Below are 22,784 nucleotides of genomic sequence, written 5' to 3' on the forward strand. Positions count from 1 at the left end.
CTGCCCCACCGCCGGACACGCCTGATGGCGTTGTCTGCCGTGTTCGCGCTGGCTGCCGCCGTGGCCGGCTGCGGCCGCGAGGAGGCGCCCGCCCCAGCGCCGCGTCCCGTGGTGGCCATGCCCGCGCAGGCGGACGAAGCCCTGCCCGCCTGGACGTTGCCCGGCGAAGTCCAGGCCCGCTACAGCACGCCGCTGTCGTTCCGCGTGGGCGGCAAGATCATCGAGCGCAAGGTGCGGTTGGGCGACACCGTCGCGCCCGGCCAGGTTCTGGCCAAGCTGGATCCGGCCGACGCGGCCAAGAACGCCGCCGCAGCGCGCGCATCGCTGTCCGCGGCGCAGCACCAGCTGGACTACGCGCGGCAGCAATTGGACCGTGACCGCGCCCAGGCACGTGAAAACCTGATTGCCGCGACGCAGCTTGAACAAACTCGCAACGCCTATGCCTCGGCGCTTGCGCAGCGGGACCAGGCCGCGCAGCAGGCGGCGCTGGCTGCCGACCAGCTCAACTACACCACCCTCACGGCCGACCACGCGGGCGTCATCACGGCCGAACAGGCCGACACCGGACAGAACGTGGCGGCGGGCACCCCGGTCTACCAACTGGCCTGGTCGGGCGACATCGACGCGCTGTGCGACGTGCCCGAAAGCGTGCTGGCGGGACTGGCGATCGGCCAACGCGCCAGCGTCACGCTGGGTTCGTTGCCCGGCCAGACCTTCACGGCGGTGCTGCGCGAGATCGCGCCGGCCGCCGATCCGCAGAGCCGCACCTACCGCGCCAAGCTCACGCTGGAGTCGCCCTCGCCCGAAGTCCGGCTGGGCATGACGGCCAACATCAGCTTCGACAACCGCTCCGCCAACGGGCAGACCACCTTTACCGTGCCGGCCACTGCCCTGTTCCATGAAGGCCGGGAACCCGCGGTGTGGATCGTCAAGCCCGACGCCGACACACTGGAACTGCGCCGCGTGCAGGTGCTTCGATACGACGCGCGCACCGTCACGCTGTCGCAAGGCCTGCAGGCCGGCGAGCGCGTGGTGTGGCAAGGCGTGCACACGGTGTCGGCGGGCGAAAAGGTGCGCCCGGTGCCGCCGCTGCATCCCGAGGACTTCGCGTCATGAGCGCCCCCGGCCAGGAAGGCGGCAAGGAAGCCAGTCAGAACGCCCACCGCCACGAGGAAGGCCGGTTCAACCTGTCGGCCTGGGCGCTGCGGCATCAGCCGCTGGTGATCTTCATCATCACGCTCGTCACGTTGTTCGGCGTGCTGTCGTATTCGCGCCTGGCGCAGTCCGAGGACCCGCCCTTCACCTTCCGCGTCATGGTGATCCAGACCCTGTGGCCCGGCGCCACCGCGCAGCAGGTGCAGGAGCAGGTCACCGACCGCATCGCCAAAAAGCTTCAGGAAACCGCCAACACGGACTTCCTGCGCAGCTACTCGCGGCCGGGCGAATCCCTGATCTTCTACACCATGAAGGACTCGGCGCCCGCCAGCACGGTGGCCGACCAGTGGTACCAGGTGCGCAAGAAGGTGGGGGACATGCGGGCCACGCTGCCGCAAGGCGTGCAGGGGCCGTTCTTCAATGACGAGTTCGGCGACGTCTACACCAACATCTACACCTTGCAGGGCGACGGCTTTCCGCCGGCGCAGTTGCACGACTATGCGGACAAGCTACGCACGGTGCTGCTGCGCGTGCCCGGCGTGGCCAAGGTGGATTACTTCGGGGACCAGCCCGAACACATTTACATCGAGATCACGAACACGCAGCTCACCCGGCTGGGCGTCTCGCCGCAACAGATCGCGCAGGCGATCAACAGCCAGAACGCCGTGCAGGGCGCGGGCACGCTGACCACGGCCGACGACCGCATCTTCGTGCGGCCTTCGGGACAGTTTCCCAACAGCCGGGCGCTGGCGGACACGCTGATCCGCGTGAACGACAAGTCGATCCGGCTGGGCGACATCGCCACCATTCATCGCGGCTATGACGATCCGCCCGCGCAGCAGATGCGGTTCAGCGGTGAAACCGTGCTGGGCATCGGCATCACCATGCAGCCGGGCCAGGACGTGGTGCGCCTGGGCAAGTCGCTGGACGCGAAGTTCAAGGAATTGCAGGCGCAACTGCCCGCAGGCCTCACGCTGAAGGAAGTCTCCAGCATGCCCACGGCCGTGTCGCATTCAGTCGACGAATTCCTGCGCTCCGTCGCGGAAGCCGTGGCGATCGTGCTGGCCGTGAGCCTGGTGTCGCTGGGCTTGCGCACGGGCATGGTGGTGGTGATTTCCATCCCCGTGGTGCTGGCCATCACGGCGCTGTTCATGGAGATGTTCGGCATCGGCCTGCACAAGGTGTCGCTGGGCACGCTGGTGCTGGCGCTGGGCCTGCTGGTGGACGACGCCATCATTGCGGTCGAGATGATGTCGGTGAAGCTGGAACAAGGCTGGAACCGCACACGCGCCGCCGCGTTCGCCTACACCAGCACGGCGTTTCCGATGCTGACGGGCACGCTGGTCACCGTGGCGGGCTTTCTGCCGATCGCGCTGGCCAAATCCGCCACGGGCGAATACACGCGCTCGATCTTCCAGGTGTCCGCCATTGCGCTGATCACCTCGTGGTTCGCGGCCGTGGTGCTGATTCCGTTGCTGGGCTACCGCCTCTTGTCCGAACGCAAGCGCGAGGCGCATCTGCCGCACGACCACGAACACGACATCTACAACACCCGCTTCTACCAGCGTCTGCGCGGCTGGGTGGCGTGGTGCGTGGACCGCCGCTTTCTGGTGCTGACCGGCACGGTAATTGTTTTTGCCGTGGCCATGGCGGGCTTCAAATTCGTGCCGCAGCAGTTCTTTCCGAGTTCGGACCGCAGCGAGCTGCTGGTCGACGTGCGGCTGCAGGAAGGCGCGTCCTTTGCCGCGACGCTGCGTCAGGTCGAACGCCTGGAGAAGGCGATCGAGGGCCGGCCCGAAATCGCGCATTCGGTCAGCTTTGTGGGCACGGGCGCCCCGCGCTTCTACCTGCCGCTGGACCAGCAATTGGCCACGCCCAACTTCGCCCAGCTCGTCATCACGACACACTCGGTGGAAGACCGCGAAAAGCTCGCGCAGTGGATGGAGCCGATGCTGCGCAGCGACTTCCCTGCGATCCGCAGCCGTCTGTCGCGGCTGGAGAACGGGCCGCCGGTGGGTTATCAGGTGCAGTTCCGCGTCAGCGGCGACAAGATCCCGGACGTGCGCGCGGTGGCCGAGAAGGTGGCCGCCGAAGTCCGCGCCGACAAACGTTCGGCCAACGTGCAGTTCGATTGGGACGAGCCTTCCGAGCGTTCGGTTCGCTTCGAAGTCGACCAGCAGAAGGCGCGCGAACTGGGCATCAGCTCCAGCGACATTTCCGACTTCCTGGCGATGACGCTATCGGGCTACACCGTGACGCAGTACCGCGAGCGCGACAAGCTCATCAACGTCAGCCTGCGCGCCCCGCGCGAAGAGCGGGTCGACCCCGCCCGCCTTGCCACGCTGGCAATGCCCACGGCGAACGGCCCCGTGCCGCTGGGCAGCATCGGCCAGGTGAAGTACGACCTGGAGTACGGCGTCATCTGGGAACGCGACCGCCAACCCACGATCACCGTCCAGGCCGACGTGATTGGCGGCGCACAAGGCATCGACGTCACGCGCGCCATCGACAAGAAGCTGGACACGCTGCGCGCCGAGCTGCCGGTCGGTTTCCGCATCGAAGTCGGCGGACCGGTGGAGGAAAGCGCCAAGGGCCAGACGTCCATCAATGCGCAGATGCCGCTGATGGCGGTGGCCGTGCTGACGCTGCTGATGGTGCAACTGCAAAGCTTCGCCCGCGTACTGATGGTGGTGCTGACCGCGCCGCTGGGTCTGATCGGCGTGGTGGCCGCCCTGCTGCTGTTCGGCAAGCCCTTCGGCTTTGTCGCGATGCTGGGCGTGATTGCCATGTTCGGCATCATCATGCGCAACTCGGTCATCCTGGTGGACCAGATCGATCAGGACATCAGCGCGGGCCATAAACGCGTGGACGCCATCGTCGGCGCCACGGTCCGGCGCTTCCGGCCGATCACGCTGACGGCGGCCGCCGCCGTGCTGGCACTGATTCCGCTGTTGCGCAGCAACTTCTTCGGCCCCATGGCGACGGCTCTGATGGGCGGCATCACCAGCGCCACGGTGCTGACGCTGTTCTTCCTGCCAGCCCTGTATGCCGCGTGGTTCCGCGTGAAGCACAACGAACGCGACGAACCCGAAGGCGTGCCGCCCGGCGCCAACGCGGGCGACACGGTGGAACGAGGAGCCTGACGATGCAATATTCCATCCCTTCCGCGTGCCTGCGATTTGCCGCGTTGCCCCTGGTGCTGGCGCTGGGCGCCTGCGCCTTCGCGCCGGACAGCAGACCGCCCGCGATGGCCGAACCCGCGCAGTACGGAGTCGAGGCCGCCCCTGCCGCCGGCGCCGCCGCGCAGGGCGTGGCGCAACGCTTCGAACGCGGCGCGCACCCGGTGCCGCAATGGTGGACGCGTTACCAGTCCGACGCGCTGAATGCGCTGGTGGAAGAAGGCCTGGCCAACAGTCCGGACCTGGCCGCCGCCGAACGCAATCTGGCCGGCGCGCGCGAGCAACTGCGCGGACAGGTCAATTCGTCGCTGCTGCCCACGGTGGATGCGGGCGTCAGCGCCACCCGCAACCGTGCGCTGACGATGCCCAACCTGCCGCAGCCCACCGCGCTCTTCAATGTCTTCACGGGACAGGTGCAGGCCAGCTACAACCTGGACCTCTTTGGCGCGGCGCGCTTTGCCAACACCTCGCTGGCCGAACAGGTGGCCCTGACGGAAAAGCAGGTGGTGCTGCTGCGGCAGGTCGCGCGCGATACGCAGCGCCGGTACGAACTGGGCGCCGCGTCGCAGAACGACGCGCTGGATGCGGATCAGGATGCCGCCACGCTGGAAGCATCGCTGCCCGGCCTGCGCGCGCGGTGGCATGCGACGCGTCACGCGCTGGCCGTGCTGCTGGGCCGCAGTCCCGACCAGGCGCCGCCGGATCTGGCCTTCAGCACGATCGCCGTGCCCGAAGCGGTGCCGGTGGTGGTGCCGTCGGAACTCCTGGCTTCCCGGCCGGACGTCCAGGTTGCCGAGGCGGCGCTGGTGGCGGCCGCGGCGGACGTGGGGCTGGCCACCGCGCAGCTCTTTCCGAGCCTGTCGCTGACGGCCTCCATGGGCAAGGGCGGGTTTGCGTGGGCGGATGCCTTGTCGGGCGCCGGTTCCATCTGGGCCATCGGCGCGTCGCTGACGCAGCCGATCTTCCACGGCGGGCAGTTGCTTGCCGAGCGTAGCGCCGCCAAGGCGCGTTACGAGGCCGCCGTGTTGCAGTACAAGCAGACCGTACTGACCGCGTTCCGCGACGTGGCCGACACGCTCTCACGGCTGGATGCCGGCGGGCAGGCGCTGGCATCAGCCGAAGCCTCGCGGCGCTCGGCGGAGCAGTCCTATCAGAACACGGCCAAGCGCGTTCGGCTGGGTGCGCTGGCGCCTTATACCCAGTACGCGTCCGAGCAGCATTACGTGGCGGCGCGCCTGCGAGAACTGGAATACGCCAACGCCCGCATGACGGAAACGGCGGCGTTGTTCCAGGCGATGGGCTCGCCAGCCAGCGCCGCGCCGCAGCGGTAGCGGTAGCAGTAGCAGTAGCAGTANNGTAGCAGTAGCAGTAGCAGTAGCAGTAGATGCCGGTAGCGGTAGCGTTACGCCACGGCCCTTTCGTCGTGGGGGCCTTCCGGGCGGCCCCGTTGCCCGGCCGCGCCCGCCTGCCCGGCGCGCCGGATCCCGCTGCCCGTCAGCCCTTCTTGAACAGGCGCTTGACGAGGCTGACCACGCCCAGCACCACCGCGCCGGCGACGATGCCAAACAAGGCATTGAGCAGTGTGGACACCAGCGCGTGAACGACGCCGCCTCCGCCGACCGCCGCAGCGGCGTGTTCGACGGCCGCATGCACCGGCGGGATGCCGTGGGTCAGGATGGCGCCGCCGACCATGAACATCGCGGCCGTGCCCACCACCGACAACGTCTTCATCAGGTAAGGCGCCGCGGCCACGATGCGCTCGCCCAGCCAGGCCAGCGCGCGCGAAGATTTCTGGCGGAGGTAAAGGCCCAGGTCATCCAGCTTGACGATGCCGGCAACCAGGCCGTAGACGCCCACCGTCATCCCGATGGCAATGATGGACAGCACTGCGACCTGCCGCGTGAAGTCGGCGCCGGCCACGGCGCCCAGGCTGATGACGATGATTTCCGCCGACAGGATGAAGTCGGTGCGCACCGCGCCTTTGATCTTGGTCTTTTCGAACGCCACCATGTCGACAGACTGGTTCTGCAGCGCCTCGGCGCGCGCGGCGTGGTGGCCTTCGGGGGATTCACCATGCGACAGGTACTTGTGCGCCAGTTTCTCGACGCCCTCGTAGCAGAGGAACGCGCCGCCCAGCATCAGCAGCGGCGTGATGGCCCAGGGCGCGAACGCGCTGATGAGCAGCGCCGCGGGCACCAGGATCAGCTTGTTGATGAAGGAGCCCTTGGCCACCGCCCAGACCACGGGAAGCTCACGGTTGACCGGCACGCCGCTGACCTGCTGGGCGTTGAGCGCCAGGTCGTCGCCCAGCACGCCCGCCGTTTTCTTGGCGGCCACCTTCGTCATGACGGAAACGTCATCCAGGATGGTGGCGATATCGTCGAACAACGCGAAGAAACTGCTTCCGGCCATCAAGAACCCCTGTCGCCCTGTAAGGTGTTCCGAGTGTACAGGCGGCGGTCGCCGGTTTCATGCAACGGAGATGGCGCTTTTCATTCCTTTTGTGTCCGGATCTGATGGCGCGGCGGGCGGCGAAACAGGTACGCTGGCGCACCGGTCTCTTCCCGATGTTGGAGCCTTCCATGCTTGCCTTGCGCCCCACCTGCGAACACTGCGACACGGCCCTGCCGCCGGACTCTCGGCTGGCCAGGATCTGCAGCTTTGAGTGCACCTTTTGCGCCGATTGCGTGGAAGAAGTGCTGGGCAACGTCTGCCCCAACTGCGGCGGCGGCTTAGCGCCCCGGCCGGTGCGCCCGGCCATGGACCGCAAGGGCGGCAACTTTCTGGGCACGTATCCTGCCAGCGCAGAACGCAAGCACCGGCCGGTAGACCGGGAAGCGCATGCCGCCTTGCGGCGCGCGCTTGAGGCCATTGCGCCGGAAGATCGCTGACGCCGGTAGGGCAGCCCAAACGCCGTGAGGCCGGCAAGCCCGCCGGAACCGGCTTCGGCGCCGGGCCGGTTGCTACATTGCTTCGATGCGCGGATAAAGATCGCGGTTTTCGCGCTGCATGCGCTCGTGGACGCGACGCAGCACGGTGTTGGCGTCGTCCCGGAAACCGCGCTCGTCCAGTTCAAGATTGCGCGCGTTGTTCCAGCGCTTGGCAAAGCCTTCATAGGCGGCGGCGATGGCGTCCATCTCTTCCTGGAACTCCCGCCCCTTGCGCGCCAGTTCGGCGTCCGCGCTGCGCGCCACGGCCGGGTACAGCGCCCGGTCCTCGACCGCCAGATGCAGCTTGATGGTGGCGCTCATGGCCACGATGCCCTGGGCGATTTCGGCCGCGTTGCGCGCCACGCCCGCCAGGGCCAGCTTGCGCAGCGCCGCGATGCCTTCCAGGATATCCACGTGCTGCTGCTTGAATTTGTCGATATTCATACGGACCTTCCCTGCTGATGCCGCGGGGCCGGCAGGCCCCGCCCTTCCTTGCCGCGCCCGTCAGGCCGGCGCGCGCGCGCCTGCGTTTTCAAAGAGGATGTTGTTCTCCAGGTGGATGTGCGCCATCAGGTCTTCCTTGAACTGCCGGATGCCCAGATACAGCGCGCGCCAGGTATTGCAGGCGGCACGCGGCAGCGTCACGTTGTTGGTCAACGCCATCAGGCGTTCGAGCGCGACGCCGTGGTCGTCGTGTTCCATGCGCATCACCATGATCGGCATGGTCGCCATGGCGCCGTGACCGCGAGCCAGCATGGGGAACAGCACCTGTTCCTCTTTCTGCATGTGGCTTTCCAGTTCCTGCTGCATGGTGCGCAGGTGGTCGGCCAGGCCGGTCGGGCAGTCGGGGCTGTCAGCATGCACCTGTTCCACCTTCAGGGCCAGGCGGATGAGTTCCGGAAACTGCTGGCGATGCACCTCGTGGTAGCGCGCCAGGATGTGGTCAACCAGTTCTGCCGGCGAAGCCAGCCCCCAGTCGGTTTCCTGTTGCGGATTCTGCGCCAGGGCCTCAAGACGGGCCTCGATCTGCGCAGGGTCCAGCGAACGCTGGGCCGCCGCCTCGGCCAGGCTCTTCTTGCCGCCACAGCAGAAGTCCAGATCGAACTCGTGAAACACCTGCGTGGCGCCGGGAATGCTGCGGGCCAACTGGCCCAGGGATTGCTCAACCATGCTCATCGCGTCTCTCCAAAGATCATTGCGGTGCCTCTCTACTTGCGAAAACCGTGCCAGGAAAAACTTGCGATTTATCAACCACCTGCGATTTATAGGGTAGATATCACCCTTCAACATGAGGGTTCTATTCACCTTGCAACGGTAGAATTCACCCCATGCAAAATCTCCTGCTTGCGGACCTGGTCGCCGACCTGCCGCCCGCTATCCGGCTTCAGCGTATGGTCTCCAGTCTTCGCACCCATTTCCGCTGCGGCGCGGTCGCGCTCCTGCAACTTGAAGAAGACCATCTGCGCCCCATCGCGGTCGACGGCCTGACCCAGGACGCGCTGGGCCGCCGCTTCGCCGTGCAGCAGCATCCGCGGCTGGCGGCCATCCTGGGTCGGCGCGGCGTCACCTGCTTTCATCACGACAGCACGCTGCCGGATCCCTACGATGGACTCATCAACGGCATGGCGGGCGAACCGCTGCCGGTGCACGACTGCATGGGCACCAGCCTGCACATTGAAGGCAAGACCTGGGGCGTGCTGACGCTGGACGCGCTGGAGGTCGGCACGTTCGACATGGAGGCGCAGGCCGACCTGCGCGATTACATCGTGCTGCTCGAGGCCGCGCTCCGCACCACCCGCCTGGAGGCCGAGATCCGCGCCCTGCGCGTGGCGCGCGGGCAGGCGCCGGCGGACAACGCCGCCCCGGCCAGCAGCGACATCCTGGGTCAAAGCGAATCCATCGGCCGGCTGCTGCACGAGATCGAAGTCGTGGCCGATTCAGAGCTTCCCATCCTGCTGCTGGGCGAGACCGGCGTGGGCAAGGAGCTGTTCGCGCATCGCGTGCACGGGTTGTCGCGCCGCCGCGACCGGCCGCTGGTGCATGTGAACTGCGCCGCACTCCCGGAATCCCTGGCCGAAAGCGAACTGTTCGGCCACGCGAAAGGCGCCTTTTCAGGCGCCGTCGCCGACCGCCCCGGCCGCTTCGAAGCCGCCAACGGCGGCACCCTGTTCCTGGACGAAGTCGGCGAACTGCCGCTGCTGGTGCAGGCCAAGCTGCTACGCACCCTGCAGAACGGCGAGATCCAGAGGCTTGGCGACGACCGCCCGCGCACCGTGGACGTACGCATCGTGGCGGCCACCAACCGCAGCCTGCGCGACCTGGTGCGCGCGGGCGACTTCCGCGCCGACCTCTATCACCGGCTGTCGGTCTATCCCATTCCCATCCCGCCCCTGCGCGACCGCGGCAACGACATTCTGCTGCTGGCCGGACGTTATCTGGAACTGAATCGCGCGCGGCTCGGTTTGCGCAGCCTGCGACTATCGCCCGAGGCCGAGGAAATGATGCGGCGCTACCGCTGGCCGGGCAACGTGCGCGAACTGGAACACGTCATCAGCCGCGCGGCCATCAAGGCCGTCAGCCACGGCGCCAGCCGCAATGAGATCGTCACGCTGGGGGCCAAGCTGCTGGATCTATCCGACGGCGACATGCCGGCGTCGCTGAAGGATGATGCGGCCGAGACGCCCGATGCCACCGCACCCGTGCAATCGCTGCGGGACGCGGTGGACGCCTGCCAGCGTCAGGTCATCCGGCGCGCGCTGGATGCGAACCAGGGCAATTGGGCGGTGGCCGCGCGGGCGTTGGACGTGGACCCCAGCAACCTGCACAAGCTGGCAAGGCGGCTGGGACTGAAGGCCTGAACCGCCGCGCTGCAACGACGCCGCCCGCGCCCGGTCAGGATCAGTACGTCGCGCGCACCGCCAGCATGACGCTGCGCGGCTCGCCGTAGTAGTTCGACCCGTAGGCCGCCCACATGCGCTGGTAGTAGACCTTGTCGAACAGGTTGTTCACCGTCAGCGTCGCATCCACATGCTTGTTGAATCGATAGCCCGCCTGCGCGGACACCGTGGTGTACGGGCGCTGCTCGAACTTCACCGGCCCGTTCAAGCGGTACATGCTGCTGACGCTGCGCACGCCCGCCCCAAGCGACCAGCCTTCCATGGGACCCGACGCGAACGAATACTTGGTCCACAAATTAAAGGTATGGCGCGGCGTGATGAAGACGTACTGCTGTGACTTCTGGTCTTCCGTGCCCTTGAGCGTCTTGGTCGTCGTGTAGGCGTACCCGGCCGTAATGTCCCAACCCGGCGCCGGGCTGCCGCTGATCTCCGCTTCAAAGCCCTGGTTGCGCATCTTGCCCGCGGCCATCGAGAACAGCGGATTGTCCGGATCGGTCATGGCGCGATTCTCGTCGTCCATGCGGAACAACGCGACGTGGCCGTTCAGGCGCTTGTCCAGGAATTCGCCCTTCAAACCGATCTCGAACTGCTTGCCCGTGCGGGCATCCAGCGGTTGCCCGTTGGCGTCGGTGACCGTCTGCGGCGAGAAGATGCTTGTGTAGCTGGTGTAGGCGGACAGCTGGTCGTTCAGGTCCACCACCAGCCCGAGGTACGGCGTGAACTTGCCGTTGATGCTGGTGTCGGTGTTGGTGAACTGATTGAAGTAGGCGTTGCGGTTGGCCGTCTTGTTGTTCCACCAGGTCAAGCGGCCGCCCGCGATGATCGTCGCGGCATCGGCCACGCGCAGGTTGGTGCGCGCATAGAGGCCGTACTGATGGGTCTTGCTGTCGTTGCCGTTGGTGAACTCGTAATCCGGCTTGGGGATGTCGTTGTCGGGATGGTAGAGATTGATGTCCGCCGTATCCCCGCCCCCGTACTGGAAGTTCTTGTGGACGTTGCGGTAGTCCGCGCCCACGATCAGCTCGTGCGTGCGCCCGAAGGCATCGAACGGCGTGGACACGAAGGCATCCAGGCCATAGGTTTTCCAGTTGCTGCGATACTTCCAGCTGACCAGGCACGTATCACCGGTCAACGGATCCACCGCGCAATCGGACCAACCGAATTCGCGGCTGGGCTCGTCCTGCTCGCGGTACAGGCCGCTGACTTTGATGCGTCCGCCGTTCGACAGGCGATGCTCCACGTCCGCGAAATACTCGGTGATTTCCTCCGTGATGTGGTTCCAGCTTGGGTCCAGGTTGGTCGAGCGGCGCACGTCGAGCAGACGGCCGTCGGTGTACGCAGGCAGGCCGAAGAAGGGACGGCCCTTGTACTGCTGATACGTGGCGCCCGCCGTCAGCGTCGTGTCCGGCGTCACATCAAAGCTCATCGTGCCGTAGAACAGCGGCTTGCGGGTGTAGACGCCGTCCACGAACGAGCGGCGGTCGTCGTAGGACGCCACCAGCCGGCCACGCAGCCGGCCGTCGCTGTCCAGCGGGCCGGTGATGTCCGCTTCGGTGTAATAGCGGTCCCACGATCCGGCCATGACCTGACCGCTAAACGCAAAATCCCGCTGCGCGCGCTTGCGCACCAGATTCACCGTGCCGCCCGGATCGCCCGCGCCCTGGAACAGGCCGGCCGGGCCGCGCAGCACTTCGATGCGGTCGTAGATGGCCAGGCCGAAGCCGGCCGAAAGATCGTTGCCGGTGCTGGCGGGCGTGTTGACGCCGTCCACCTGGATCGTGTCCAGCGCATAGCCGCGGGAATAGAAGTTGCCGTGATTGCCGCCCACGCTGCCGGCTTCGACCGTCACGCCCGTGACCGTGCGCATGGCGTCGTCCAGGTTCACGAGGTTCTGGTCGTCGAGCAACTGGCGCGTGACCACGGAAATGGATTGCGGGATTTCGCGCAGGCTTTGCACGTTCTTGCCGATGGTGACGGCGGGCGTGGTGTAGGAACCCGTGCCTTCGGTCGTGGCAAGGTCGCGGCCCGTCACGGTTACCGGCGCCAGCGTCGCGGCGTCGCTGCTGCTGCCGCCGTCCGACGGCGCGCGCACGATGAAGCCCGACCCGCTGGGCACGGCGACCAGACCGGAGCGCGCCAGCAGCCGGTCCAGCGCCGCTTGCGGCGTCAATCGGCCTGAGACGGCCGGCGCTTGCAGGCCGGCCACTGCCCCGGGGCTGAACAGGATCTGCACCTGCGTCTGACGGCCCAGGCTGACCAGCGAATCCGCCAGGTTGCCAGCCGCCAATTCAATGGCCTGCGCCTGGGCAGCTTGCGCATGGGCGGGACGGGACGCCAGGGCGCCGGCCGCAAGTACGGTCATCGACAATGCGCACAGCAGCGCGTAACGGCCAACGCTGGGCCGGCAATGGAAATGGCGAGACGCCATGGTCTATCCCCACGAAAAGAAGTGAACTTTCACAGGGGAAGACGCACGAGCGGCCAGAACCCGAACGTGTTGGGAAAAATAATTATTCGCATGCCCGAATCGGCGGGGAGACTAGCGGCTGGCGACCACCGCCGTGCCGTCGGGCCGGCGATTCAGCGTCACGGGCAGCAGGCTGGGCAGCACATCCAGGAACGCCTCGGGTTGGCGCAGGTCCAGCGTGCCAGACAGCCGCAGACCGCCGGCGCGGGCATCCGCGACCAGCACGGGCGCCTCGCGGTGCAGCGCCATGTACGCGGCCAGCTGCTGCACGGTCATGTCATGTACCACCACCACGCCGTCCTGCCAGGCGCCGATCTCGGTCAGCGGCACGCGCTGCTCGCGCACCTGCCGCCCGGGGCCGCGCGCAAGCCGGACCGTGTCGCCCGCCTGCAGCCGCCGGACGACGGGCGCCTGCGCATCGCCGGAATCCAGCAGCACGACGCCGCTGCGCACGCCCACCTGCAAGGTGTCGGGCAGGAGCAGCACGTTGAACTCGGTGCCGATATCGCGCAGCTGGGCGCCGCCCGCCTCCACGATCAGCGGACGCCGGTCGGCTGCCGCGTCAATGAAGACTTCGCCGCCTTCGATATTGATGCGCCGCTCGGCCAGCGTGTATTTCACGGTGACGCGGGTGCCGCCGTTGGCGTGCACTTGCGTGCCGTCGGGAAGATCGACGCTGCGGGTCTGCGTCGCGGAGTTGGCCAGTGTCGTGTAGCTGACCGGCAGGTATTGGTACGCCGCAGCGACGGTCAGCGCCAGGGCCGCGGCAACGCATCCCCATTTCAGGTAGGCGGCAAGTCGCGGACGCGGCGCGGGCGCCTGCGCGGCCACCCGGGGTGCGGGACGCGGCAGCGCCGCCATGTCGTCCCAGACCTGGTCCAGGCGTTCATATTCCTGGCGATTTAGCGGCGACTCGGCCAGCCATGCCTGAAAGTCGCGCTCAGCGAAGGCATCGAGCGCGCCCTCGCGACGGCGCAAGAACCATGCGCTGGCGGCAGCTTCGGTAGCGGATAAAGGTTGGGATGGGTTCATCAGGCTTCGCCCTGGACGCGACGCTTGCAATGCGCCAGAGCCAACTGCAGGTGCTTTTCCACCGCGCGGACCGAAATGCCCATGCGGATGGCGATCTCCTCGCAGCGCAGCTCATCATACCGATAAAGCAAAAACGCTTCGCGCTGACGCGCCGGCATGTCGTCGATGGCCATCTGTAATAAGCGCAGGCGCTGGTTGGCGTCGGCGCGCGCCTCGGGTTGCAGGCCCGAGTGCGCAGCCAGGCTGTCCGCGGGCGGCTCGAACGCCTGATCGTCCAGGCTGGCCACTACATGCTCGCCGCGCACGCCCTCGCGCCGCCAATGGTCGCGCAGCAGATTGCGGGCGATCTCATACAGGTACGCGCGTGGCTTTTCCAGCTGTTCGCCGCTCTTGCTTGCCGCGAGCCATTTGGCGAAAGTCTCCTGCGCCAGATCCTGCGCGGTGTCCGGCGAACGCTTGAGCTGCCGGTTCAGAAAGCCGACCAGCTCGGCGTTCCACGCCTTGTATGCCTCGGCCACCACGCCGAAGAACCGCTCCCCCATGATGCCCCTAAGGAAATTTCCGGCGCACGGCCACAGCGAGCCGGCGCGCATCCAGGGCGTGATATTAGATGTTAATGATTCCTATTGCAGCTATTTTGTACCGCAGCCTCGCCCAGCGTGGCCCCCCAGCAACGTGCACGACCGAACTTGCACGGCCGCTGGGAAGGCAGACCTGGCGCACACGTCTACATCGCGTAGCGCACGGTCAGCATGGCGTTGCGAGGCGCGCCGTAGATGTTGTAGAAGATGCCGTAACCCGGGGTGCGCAGGTATTCGCGGTTGAACAGGTTGTTCACCGACAGCGCGGCGTCCCAGTTCTTGTTGATCTGATAGCCCACGCGCGCGGATACCGTCATGTATCCGCCCTGCCGCATGGACGACGTGTACACGTCGCTTTGCGCCTGGACGCCGGTGCCCAGGCGCCACCCCACCAGCGCGCCCCCGAAATCGTCGCGGCCGAAGCGGTATTGCGTCCAAAGCTTGAACAGGTGCTTGGGCAGCACGTCGGCAGCGAAACGTTGGCCCACGTTGGCCGGGTTCGAGTCCTGAAGGTACTTGGCATTGGTGTAGGTGTAGCCCGCCGAGATATCCCAGCCCGGCGCCGGACTGCCGCTGACCTCCGCCTCCCAGCCCTGGCTCTGCACCTTGCCGGCGGGCCGGTAGCACGTGCCGTTCACCGTGCCATCGCAACCGATGTGCGCTTCGTCCGTCATGGCGCGGTTCTGGTCGCGGATGCGGAACACCGCCAGCGACGCATTCAGGCGGCCGTCGAAGAACTCGCCCTTGATGCCCACCTCGGTCTGCCAGCCCACGCGGGGCTTGAGCGTCTGGCCGGTGTAGTCCTTCTGCGTCTGCGGCACGAAGATGTCGGCGTAGCTGGCGTAGAGGGACACCTGTTTGCTCACATCCCACACCACGCCGCCGAAAGGCGTGAACTCGCTGCTGACATCGGCCGCGCTGCGCGTATAGTCGGACGCCACCGGCGACACGTCGCGGCTCTTCTCGGAATAGTCGGTCCACCGTCCGCCCAGGACCAGGGTCAAGGGGTCGGCAAGCTTGAAGCGGCCCGTCGCGTACAAGCCCGACTGCGTCGTGATGGAGTTGCTCTTGTTGATGACGGGCTGATCGTAAATGGCGCCAAAATCGTGGTCGTGTAGCGGATCCCAGTCGGCCAGTGTCGCGAACCGGCTGCCCGTCGTGGAGTCGTAACGCGCGTAGTTGTAGCCCAACGTCAAGGTGTGCTCACGGCCCAGCATGCGGACAGGGCCGGATACGTGAATGTCGCCCTGGTCCCACTTGAAGTCGTTTGCGATGCGCCCGACGCTCATGCCGCTGCGTCCCGTCTCGACGTCCAGCGGCGCGGTGACGAAGGCGGAGTAGCCGCGGTAGCGCGTGTCGCGGTGCAGGTAGGCCGCCTTCAGCTCCCAACCGCCCCCAAAGCGATGCGTCAGATCAGCGCCCAGGTCATAGGTGTCCATGTTGGACATCTTGCTGGGCCCGACATAATCGTCGCGCGCAGGCAGGCTGTCGTCCGCGTACAGCGGCAGGCCATTGAAATTGCGGAAGCGGCGCTGGTTGTACGCGGCGGTGAGTCCAAGCGTGGTGTTTGGCGTGAAGTCGTACTCCAGCACGCCGTAGAGCGTCGTGGGCTCCGAACGGCCGTAGTCATAGAACTTGTCTTCGGCCTCGTAGGCGCCCACCAGCCGGCCGCGCAGCGTGCCCGCGCCGTTCAGGGCGCCGCCGCCATCGGCCTCGATCCGGCGATGGTTCCAGGACCCCACCGACGCGGACGCCGAAAAATGCGTCATGTCGAACGGGCGCTTGCGCACGTAGTTGACGATGCCGCCCGGCTCGCCGGTGCCGGTCAACAGGCCAGACGGTCCGCGCAGGATCTCCACGCGGTCATAAATGGCCAGGTCCATGTGCGGGCTGTAGTCCTGCTGCGGCAGGCCGTCGTACTGGGTGCTTGTGCCGAATCCGCGCGCGCTGAATTTCTCGGTGCCTTCGTAGTCCGAAGGCGTCATGCCGGTCACGTAGCTCAACGCCTCGGCCACCGTGGTCAGGCCCTGGTCGTCCATCTGCTGGCGCGTCATCACGGACACCGATTGTGGAATCTCGCGCAGCGACTGGGCGCCCTTGGTCAGGGTGACCGCCCTGGCCGCATACGAACCTGATCCCTCGGTCGTAGCGCTGCGCACGCCGCTGCCATCCACACGGACGGCATCCAACGTGGTCACGCCGTCGCGGCCCGGCGGCGCGGGCACCAGCACGTAGCCGACCGCCGTCTTGCTGGCGCGATAGCCCGTGCCCTGCAGCAGCGCATCAAAGCCTTCGTTCACCCCATAACTTCCGCGCAGCCCCTGCGTGCTGATCCCGTCCAGGGCGCGCACGTCCAGCACGATCTCGGCGCCGGACTGCTGGGCATAACGGCTGAGCGCAGGGGCCAGTGGCCCTGCGGGAATGTCGTACGCCATCGCCGCCGCGGGTGCAGATTGCGCATGCACGGCAGGCGGTTCCAGCACTGCCAGCGCGGCGGCGATGGCCAGCGGCAGATGCCGTGCAAGGGGAAGGCGGCGGATGCGGCCGGAGGGATACGCGTTGGCGCGCGGCGCGCCACGGCGAGGGAATGCCATGTCTTCGAGTCCTGTTCGGGTGTTCTCTTTCCTTGACGAGCGAGAATCCGGAACTGGAACCGCCAACACCGATATTTCTTGAAGTGAGGTCAGGGCGCCGCCGGCAGGTCCACGCGCACGAGGTAGGGCGTATAGGTGCGGATGCGCAGGCCGGGCAGGTTCGCAGCCAGCAACTGCAGGGCGCGATCGGTGTCGTCCAGCGGCAGCACCGCCGAAATGCGCAGGTGCCCAATGGCGGCGGCTTCGTACTGGATGTGACCGGTGCGGTGCCGGTTCAGCGTGTCCAGCACCTCGGCCAGCGGCCGGTCCTCAACGAATAGCCGATGCTGCGCCCAGGCATCCTCGACGCTGCGCGGATCGATCGGCGTGACGGGCCCCAGGCCATCGCCGCGGATGCGCACGGACTGGCCGGCCTCGATCAGCGCCGATTCCGCGCTGCGCGTCCGGCGCTGGTCGGCGGTCTGCACCGTCACTTTGGATTCCAGCACCCGCAGCACCGTCGAATCCTCCTCGCGGCTGACCACGAAGCGCGTCCCCACCGCCCGCATCGCCCCATCGCGCGTCTCGATCACGAAGGGGCGGGCCGCGTCCTTGGCCACGTCGACCAGAATTTCGCCCTGCAACAATTCGACCGTACGGCGAGCGGCGTCGTAGCGCAGATTGACGGCACTGGCGCTGTTCAAGGTGATGCGCGTGCCGTCCGCCAGCGTCTGGGTCTTCCACTGCCCCGTTCCCGCGCGTACGTCTGCCATCAAATAGGACGGCGGGTAGGCTTGAAGCGCCAGCCAGGCGGTCACGGCCAGCGTGCACGCCAATGCCAGCGCTGCCACATAGGTTTTGACGCGGCGGCGCTTGCCATGCATGGCCAGCACCGCCGCCACCGCGGCATTGCCCGCGCCGCCCGTACCCGTGCTGCGAACGTCGCTCACTTGTCCCAACAGCCGTTCCATCCCGGCCGCCGCGGCGGCGTGGCGAGGATCCGCACGCTTCCATGCCTCGAACTGCGCACGCGCACGCTCGCGCTCGATACCGTCGTCGGCCGACAACGCCACGATCCATTGCGCCGCTTGAGCGGCCAGCGCGTCATTGTCGGCGACGGTTGCGGACATCTGTGGCCTTCCGTTTCAGGCGAGCAGCCGGCCGCAGTGCAGCAGGACCTGCACCAGATACTTCTGCACCATCTTCGTGGACACGCCCAGATGCGCAGCCACCGCGGCATGGGTCTGCCCGTCCAGGTAGTGCAGCAGAAAGGCCGCGCGCGCCTTGGCGGACACGCCTTCCAGCACCTGGCAGATCTGGTCCAGCGCCTGCACGGCGATCAGCAATTGCTCGGGGGAAGGATATTGCGGCAGGTCCTCGGCCATCAGCTCGAGTTCGGCCAGGTAGGCGCGTTCAAGTTGCTCACGGCGAGCGCGGTCGATCAGCAATCGTTTCGCGGTCGTGGTCAGGTAGGCGCGCGGCTCGTTGATCTGCAGGCGCTGTCCCAACAGGACATTGCGCGATGCGAGGAGGCGTTCGAACGTGTCTTGCGCGACGTCCGCGGCATTGTGCGCACAACCCATGCGTTTGCGCAGCCAGCCAAACAGCCAGGAATGATGGTCGCGGTACAGCGTGTGCAACTGCTGCTGTACACCCGATTCTGCGGCCAACACTCCTCCCGGCGATCAAATCTAAATGAGAATTTTTCCGAAATTTAAACCAAAAGAATGGCGCGCGCAAACCGCCGGCAATCGTTCAAAAAGCAAAAGGGCCGCCCCGCGTAACGCGGGGCGGCCCTGTTCGGCTATTGCACGTGCATGGGCAAAGCGATTCGCGCTGCCCGGCTGCGCGCATCGCGCCGTCAATCTGCCCGGGAATGCGAATCCACCATCAAGCGTCCATGCGTGATCGCCGCATCGACCGCCATGCCGGGCGTGGCGACGAACCCGCCGGCGTCGAAAAGCGGCACGGCATGCGGCTCGCCGAGCCGGTCCCGATCACCCGCCAATTCCACGGCGACGGTTGCGGTAAAGGCGGGCCGGCGCGCGTTGCCGATCGCAACCCGCGACACACTTGCCGTGAGCCGGTAGCCCTTGTAGACCATATTGTTATGAAACATGGGACCTCCAATGTCCGACCGAAAGGCCTCGCGGCCGCCGATCACAATGCGCGGATCTGCGTCGCGTGAGGGCCCTTGGCGCCTTGCGCGGTCACATAGCTGACACGCTGGTTTTCAACGAGCACCTTGTGGCCGTCGCTGACGATCTCCGAGAAATGCGCGAACAGATCCTTGCCGCCATCCTCGGGCATGATGAAGCCAAAACCCTTGGCATCGTTGAACCACTTCACAATTCCGGTTTCCATTGACGCTTTCCTTTGAATGCGGGCAAACCCGCGAAATGAGGCCAGTCAAGGAAAGGATCGCGAACAATGAGGCGCCCCACGAAGGGTGCAAGACCGGACGAAAATCACGATGCTCGAAAAGACTCGAAGCCACTATGGGCGGCGCGCAGGGCGAAGTCAACGCGCTTTGTGCTTAATGAGTAACCAATCAACTCAGCACGCAGGCCGGCCGCCTAAAGCGCGTATGCTGGCCGCGTGGTGCTTGAACGCGCGTCGCCTCGACGTATCGCCATATGAGGAAAAACCCGTGGTCATTCAGCGCCAGCCCCTGCCGCCAGCCCCCCGCCCGATCGATTTTCCCGCGATAGCGGCGGGCGTTGCGTGAGCGCTTTCGGAAGATCCATCGCCCGATTCGCAGCGCGTGCATCAAGCGCCTTCCTTCGAAGCCACCGCCGTCCGGCGGACATGGCGTCATCCGGCGCGGTCCCGGGTTCGTCCCCGGGAGCGACCCGGGTCGCGACACCTATCCCAGTCACGCTGCCATCTCGTCGCCCTGGCGCATTTACCGCATCTATGCCCGCCCAGGCCATCTGCTATTGCGCAACGAGCAAGGCCACATCCTGAATCTGGGTGTGATGAAAGGCGCCGAACCCAATCTGCGTTACCGGCTGTTCGCGCGCGATCTGCAGGGCCGGGGATTCGCCACGCGCACGCAATTGCTGGATGACATTGCGCGGCGCATCGAAGCGGGTGAAGTCAGCCAGGAATTGCAGACCCTGCCCGCTTGGGACAGGCCGCTTGGCGCGGATCTGGATCGCGGCACACATACGGACGTGTCGACGAAGCGGGCACGCTAGCGCGGGCCCGGCACAGATCGCCCCTGGGTCTGGCCCCGGCCTACGTCACTGGTCCGCGGCAGACGGCGCCATCGGATATCCTCCCGGCTCGATCAATTCTGGACCAGCCGATGAAAACCGCCACCGAGATTCTTGACGCCTATGAGCGCCTGGGCTGGAAGAGCAACGACCCCATGGCGCAAATGCTGCAATTGCGGCGGGATGCGCCCGCCGCATTGGACGATCTGGTCCTGCAGGCGCTGGACAGGCCGATCAAGCACGCCACCTTCGTCGACGCCGCGCTGGACCTGATGGACGACGCGGCCTACGTGGCCACGGTTGGCGAAGTCTGGCGGCGCGGCGCGGATTCCGAACTGGCGCGCGCGATCCTGGATTCCGCAGCGGTCCAGCACCCTGAAGTCTTTGCCCCAGACTGGGAGCGGCTGCTGACTGCCGTGCAAGACGACGACGGCGGTCCGGAATACGCGGCCGATCACGCATGGCGCGCCCTTGACGACGCCACGCTGCACGATTGGCTGCACCGGCTGGACGACGACCTCGCCGAAGGCAGTCCAGGCCGCGCGCGCGCCGTCGCATTGCTGCGGTCGCGCCGGCCGCAGACGGTGTACGCCGCCTGGCGTCGCCTGTTCCCAGACGACGGCCACCCCGATGCCGCATCGTACTTGCAGCAAACGGGCTTCGCGGAACACGAAGGGAGCTTGCGCGCGTTGCACGGCGAACAGCCGCTGCACATCGGCTTAAGCGCTGCGCAAAGAAAATCCATGCTGGCGCAACAGCCGGCATGGCGGCGCGAGGTGCAGCGCGCGCATCCCACCTGGAAACCCGAATCAACGGCCTGCGTGCAAGCGCGCATGGGCGGCGCGTCGGCAAGCCGCTGCGGCCTGTGCCACGGACCTTTGCACCGGCTGCTGGCGATTCCGGATGCCGCCGCAGCGGGCATCGATAGTCACAGCGCCATTGAATTCGCGACCTGCCTGTCATGCCAGGGTTGGGAAACGGACGGCGCCCTTTTCTTTCGCCACGCCGAGGACGGCGCGCCGCTTATGCACCCCCGCCAGCAACGCGACGCCCCCTTGACGCCGGACTCCATCGCGAGTCCGCTGCTGGAAGCCGATGTGACGCTGTTCAAGGCGCCGGCGCGCTGGCATTGGCAAGACTGGGGCGAGTCCAATGGCCGCCAGAACCTCAGCCGGGTCGGCGGCGCCCCGAGCTGGGTGCAATCGGCCGACTACCCGGCGTGTCCCGACTGCGGCGAGGACATGCCCCTTGCCATGCAGCTGGACTCCGGCCTGCCGCAAGAGGACGGCGGTGAATGGTTGTGGGGCAGCGGCGGCTGCAACTACACCTTCTGGTGCGCCGCCTGCCGCGTCAGCGGGCACCTCTGGCAGTGCACCTGACGCGCGTTGGGCAATTGCGTTCAGCAATAGGGCCGTCAGCCCTTGGGCATTTCGCGCTTCAAGCAGGCATTGACCACATCGGTCACGCCCTTGCTCAGCCTGTCGCTGTCCGGCGTGGCGCTCTTGGTCGCAAGCAGCTGGTCCAGCTGCTTGAATTCCTCGAAGGGCACGGATTTCTGCAAGCCGTCGACCATGCAATTGCAATAACTGGCGGCCTTTGCGTCGACTTCCGGCGACGCCTGAACCCGCGATTTAAAGCCGGCGACGCACGAGCTGTAGGTCTCGCGCTGGACCTCGGGCGGATAGGCTTCTTTCTTGCCGCACGCGGCAAGCGCCGCCAGCGACAGCAGCCCCACGCCCGCCGCAACCCGCAATGACGTTCCAGCCATGAACCCCGCTCCTGATGAATTGAAAGCGGACCATTGTGGCACAGCCGAAAACCGCCGTTGCGCCCCAGTCGCCGTGCTCAGCGCATGCCCGCTGCGCAATCCAGGATGGCGCGCCGAAATTCATGCATCAGCGGCGACCAGGCGGTCCCCTGCCGGGAAATCAGCGCAATGGCGCGCGGCAGCGGCCGACCTAGCGCCACCGGCAGCGCGACGACGTCCGCCTCAGTCTCCAACGCGCTTTGCGGCAACAGCGCCAGCAGATCCGTCTGCGCCAGCAGTTCCAGCGTGCCCTTGGAAAAGTGCTCGACCTCCAGGGCCACGGCGGGCAACGGCAGGTTGCTTTCCGCGTACCGCGCATCCAGGGCCTTGCGGGCAATCGAGGAAGGCTTGGGCAGGATCCACCGCAGGTCCGCCAGATCTCGCAATGCCAGTTTGCGGCGCGTGGCCAGCGGATGGTGGCGGCTGGCCGCCACGCAAAGGCGGTCTTCCATGATCGGTTCATGGTGCAGGGTCGAAGGCACGTCCGCATAGATGGGCGTCACGGCCAGGTCCAGCTTGCCGCTGGCGACCTGCTCATTCAGGTCATCCGATAACCCCTGCGTCAATTGCACCCGCAGCGCCGGCCGGCGCGGCAGCAGGTGCCGCATCGCGGGCATCGCCACGCTGTCGACGGTCGCGCCCGTTACCCCCACGCGCAGCAAACCCGCCTGGCCCACCCGCAATTCCGCGGCGTGGCGCATGGCGTCCCGGTACTCGGCCCAAAGCCGTTTGGCATGCTCTAGGAACACCAGCCCGGCGGACGTCAGGCGCAGCCCACGGCCGCTGCGGTCCAGCAACGCCAGCCCCGTATCGGCCTCCAGCCGCTGCAGCGATTTCGACAATGCCGGCTGGCTGACGCCGAACGACGCCGCGGCGCGTTCCAGGTTGCCGTACTCGACGGCGGCGAGGAAATACTCAATATCCCGCAGCGACAGATTCATAACC

The 22,784-nt window shown here is 66.6% G+C and carries 20 protein-coding genes; 7 read left to right on the forward strand and 13 right to left on the reverse strand.

Translation table 11 applies throughout. From position 1 onward, the window contains the following. The 3 genes from B3446_RS07275 to B3446_RS07285 are packed head-to-tail and all read left to right on the forward strand — an operon-like array spanning window position 1 to window position 5,665. Window positions 1–1,116: an efflux RND transporter periplasmic adaptor subunit gene (locus B3446_RS07275; RefSeq protein ID WP_414632404.1), complete on the forward strand. Its 1,116-nt coding sequence runs from the start codon at window positions 1–3 to the stop codon at window positions 1,114–1,116. Then, window positions 1,113–4,298: an efflux RND transporter permease subunit gene (locus tag B3446_RS07280; protein WP_291379269.1), complete on the forward strand. Its 3,186-nt coding sequence runs from the start codon at window positions 1,113–1,115 to the stop codon at window positions 4,296–4,298. The genes B3446_RS07275 and B3446_RS07280 overlap by 4 nt, the downstream gene beginning before the upstream one ends. Before the next feature lie 2 nt (window positions 4,299–4,300). After that, window positions 4,301–5,665, forward strand: a complete 1,365-nt coding sequence (locus B3446_RS07285; protein ID WP_291379271.1) for a TolC family protein — start codon at window positions 4,301–4,303, stop codon at window positions 5,663–5,665. 163 nt (window positions 5,666–5,828) lie between these two features. Here the strand turns inward: B3446_RS07285 and B3446_RS07290 are convergent, their stop codons facing one another. Beyond that, entirely contained in the window at window positions 5,829–6,746 is a 918-nt protein-coding gene (locus B3446_RS07290) for a DUF808 domain-containing protein (protein WP_291379273.1), read from the reverse strand. A 170-nt stretch (window positions 6,747–6,916) separates the two neighbouring features. Here B3446_RS07290 and B3446_RS07295 point away from each other — a divergent pair, with 170 nt between their 5' ends. Further along, complete coding sequence (locus B3446_RS07295; RefSeq protein ID WP_291379275.1) at window positions 6,917–7,225, forward strand: DUF1272 domain-containing protein; 309 nt, start codon at window positions 6,917–6,919, stop codon at window positions 7,223–7,225. Between the two features lie 72 nt (window positions 7,226–7,297). Here B3446_RS07295 and B3446_RS07300 read toward each other — a convergent pair whose 3' ends face one another. Together B3446_RS07300 and ytfE are read right to left on the reverse strand one after the other, a co-directional pair. Continuing rightward, a complete protein-coding gene (locus B3446_RS07300; protein WP_191576817.1) occupies window positions 7,298–7,708 on the reverse strand; it encodes a hemerythrin domain-containing protein in 411 nt (136 codons plus the stop codon). A 60-nt stretch (window positions 7,709–7,768) separates the two neighbouring features. Beyond that, window positions 7,769–8,440, reverse strand: a complete 672-nt coding sequence (gene ytfE, locus B3446_RS07305; RefSeq protein ID WP_239213088.1) for an iron-sulfur cluster repair protein YtfE — start codon at window positions 8,438–8,440, stop codon at window positions 7,769–7,771. Between the two features lie 152 nt (window positions 8,441–8,592). On the opposite strand from ytfE, the gene norR reads away from it, so the two are divergent. Then, window positions 8,593–10,122 carry a nitric oxide reductase transcriptional regulator NorR gene (gene norR / locus B3446_RS07310; RefSeq protein ID WP_291379278.1) on the forward strand — a complete coding sequence of 510 codons (1,530 nt, stop codon included), beginning with the start codon at window positions 8,593–8,595 and terminating at the stop codon, window positions 10,120–10,122. Between the two features lie 40 nt (window positions 10,123–10,162). On the opposite strand, the gene B3446_RS07315 is transcribed toward norR, so the two are convergent. The 8 genes from B3446_RS07315 to B3446_RS07350 form a co-directional block, all read right to left on the reverse strand. Beyond that, on the reverse strand, window positions 10,163–12,589 hold the full coding sequence (locus B3446_RS07315) for a TonB-dependent siderophore receptor (protein WP_291379280.1): 2,427 nt from the start codon (window positions 12,587–12,589) through the stop codon (window positions 10,163–10,165). Window positions 12,590–12,700: 111 nt separating this feature from the next. Next, window positions 12,701–13,660 carry a FecR family protein gene (locus B3446_RS07320; RefSeq protein ID WP_291379282.1) on the reverse strand — a complete coding sequence of 320 codons (960 nt, stop codon included), beginning with the start codon at window positions 13,658–13,660 and terminating at the stop codon, window positions 12,701–12,703. Beyond that, window positions 13,660–14,253, reverse strand: a complete 594-nt coding sequence (locus B3446_RS07325) for an RNA polymerase sigma factor (RefSeq protein ID WP_291379284.1) — start codon at window positions 14,251–14,253, stop codon at window positions 13,660–13,662. Before B3446_RS07325 ends, B3446_RS07320 begins: the two co-directional genes overlap by 1 nt. A gap of 134 nt (window positions 14,254–14,387) precedes the next feature. Beyond that, window positions 14,388–16,835 (reverse strand): TonB-dependent siderophore receptor, encoded by a 2,448-nt coding sequence (locus B3446_RS07330; RefSeq protein WP_291379286.1) that lies wholly within the window; start codon window positions 16,833–16,835, stop codon window positions 14,388–14,390. A gap of 89 nt (window positions 16,836–16,924) precedes the next feature. Continuing rightward, window positions 16,925–17,944: a FecR family protein gene (locus B3446_RS07335; RefSeq protein WP_291379288.1), complete on the reverse strand. Its 1,020-nt coding sequence runs from the start codon at window positions 17,942–17,944 to the stop codon at window positions 16,925–16,927. Between the two features lie 15 nt (window positions 17,945–17,959). Continuing rightward, on the reverse strand, window positions 17,960–18,487 hold the full coding sequence (locus tag B3446_RS07340) for a sigma-70 family RNA polymerase sigma factor (protein WP_291379290.1): 528 nt from the start codon (window positions 18,485–18,487) through the stop codon (window positions 17,960–17,962). A 188-nt stretch (window positions 18,488–18,675) separates the two neighbouring features. Then, window positions 18,676–18,933, reverse strand: coding sequence for a hypothetical protein (locus tag B3446_RS07345; RefSeq protein WP_291379292.1), 258 nt, complete (start codon window positions 18,931–18,933; stop codon window positions 18,676–18,678). Window positions 18,934–18,974: 41 nt separating this feature from the next. Then, window positions 18,975–19,178 carry a cold-shock protein gene (locus B3446_RS07350; protein WP_129242965.1) on the reverse strand — a complete coding sequence of 68 codons (204 nt, stop codon included), beginning with the start codon at window positions 19,176–19,178 and terminating at the stop codon, window positions 18,975–18,977. 356 nt (window positions 19,179–19,534) lie between these two features. Between B3446_RS07350 and B3446_RS07355 the strand changes: the two genes are divergently transcribed. Both B3446_RS07355 and B3446_RS07360 read left to right on the forward strand, forming a co-directional pair. After that, window positions 19,535–20,014, forward strand: coding sequence for a hypothetical protein (locus tag B3446_RS07355; protein ID WP_291379295.1), 480 nt, complete (start codon window positions 19,535–19,537; stop codon window positions 20,012–20,014). Between the two features lie 110 nt (window positions 20,015–20,124). Further along, complete coding sequence (locus B3446_RS07360) at window positions 20,125–21,411, forward strand: hypothetical protein (RefSeq protein WP_291379297.1); 1,287 nt, start codon at window positions 20,125–20,127, stop codon at window positions 21,409–21,411. Window positions 21,412–21,446: 35 nt separating this feature from the next. Here the strand turns inward: B3446_RS07360 and B3446_RS07365 are convergent, their stop codons facing one another. Together B3446_RS07365 and B3446_RS07370 are read right to left on the reverse strand one after the other, a co-directional pair. Continuing rightward, window positions 21,447–21,800, reverse strand: a complete 354-nt coding sequence (locus B3446_RS07365) for a hypothetical protein (RefSeq protein ID WP_224776766.1) — start codon at window positions 21,798–21,800, stop codon at window positions 21,447–21,449. Between the two features lie 77 nt (window positions 21,801–21,877). Next, on the reverse strand, window positions 21,878–22,780 hold the full coding sequence (locus B3446_RS07370; protein WP_291379300.1) for a LysR family transcriptional regulator: 903 nt from the start codon (window positions 22,778–22,780) through the stop codon (window positions 21,878–21,880). Between the last annotated feature and the right edge of the window lie 4 nt (window positions 22,781–22,784).

Source organism: Achromobacter sp. UBA5777 (assembly GCF_002418565.1).
In the GTDB taxonomy this organism is placed as follows: Bacteria; Pseudomonadota; Gammaproteobacteria; order Burkholderiales; family Burkholderiaceae_B; genus Achromobacter; species Achromobacter animicus.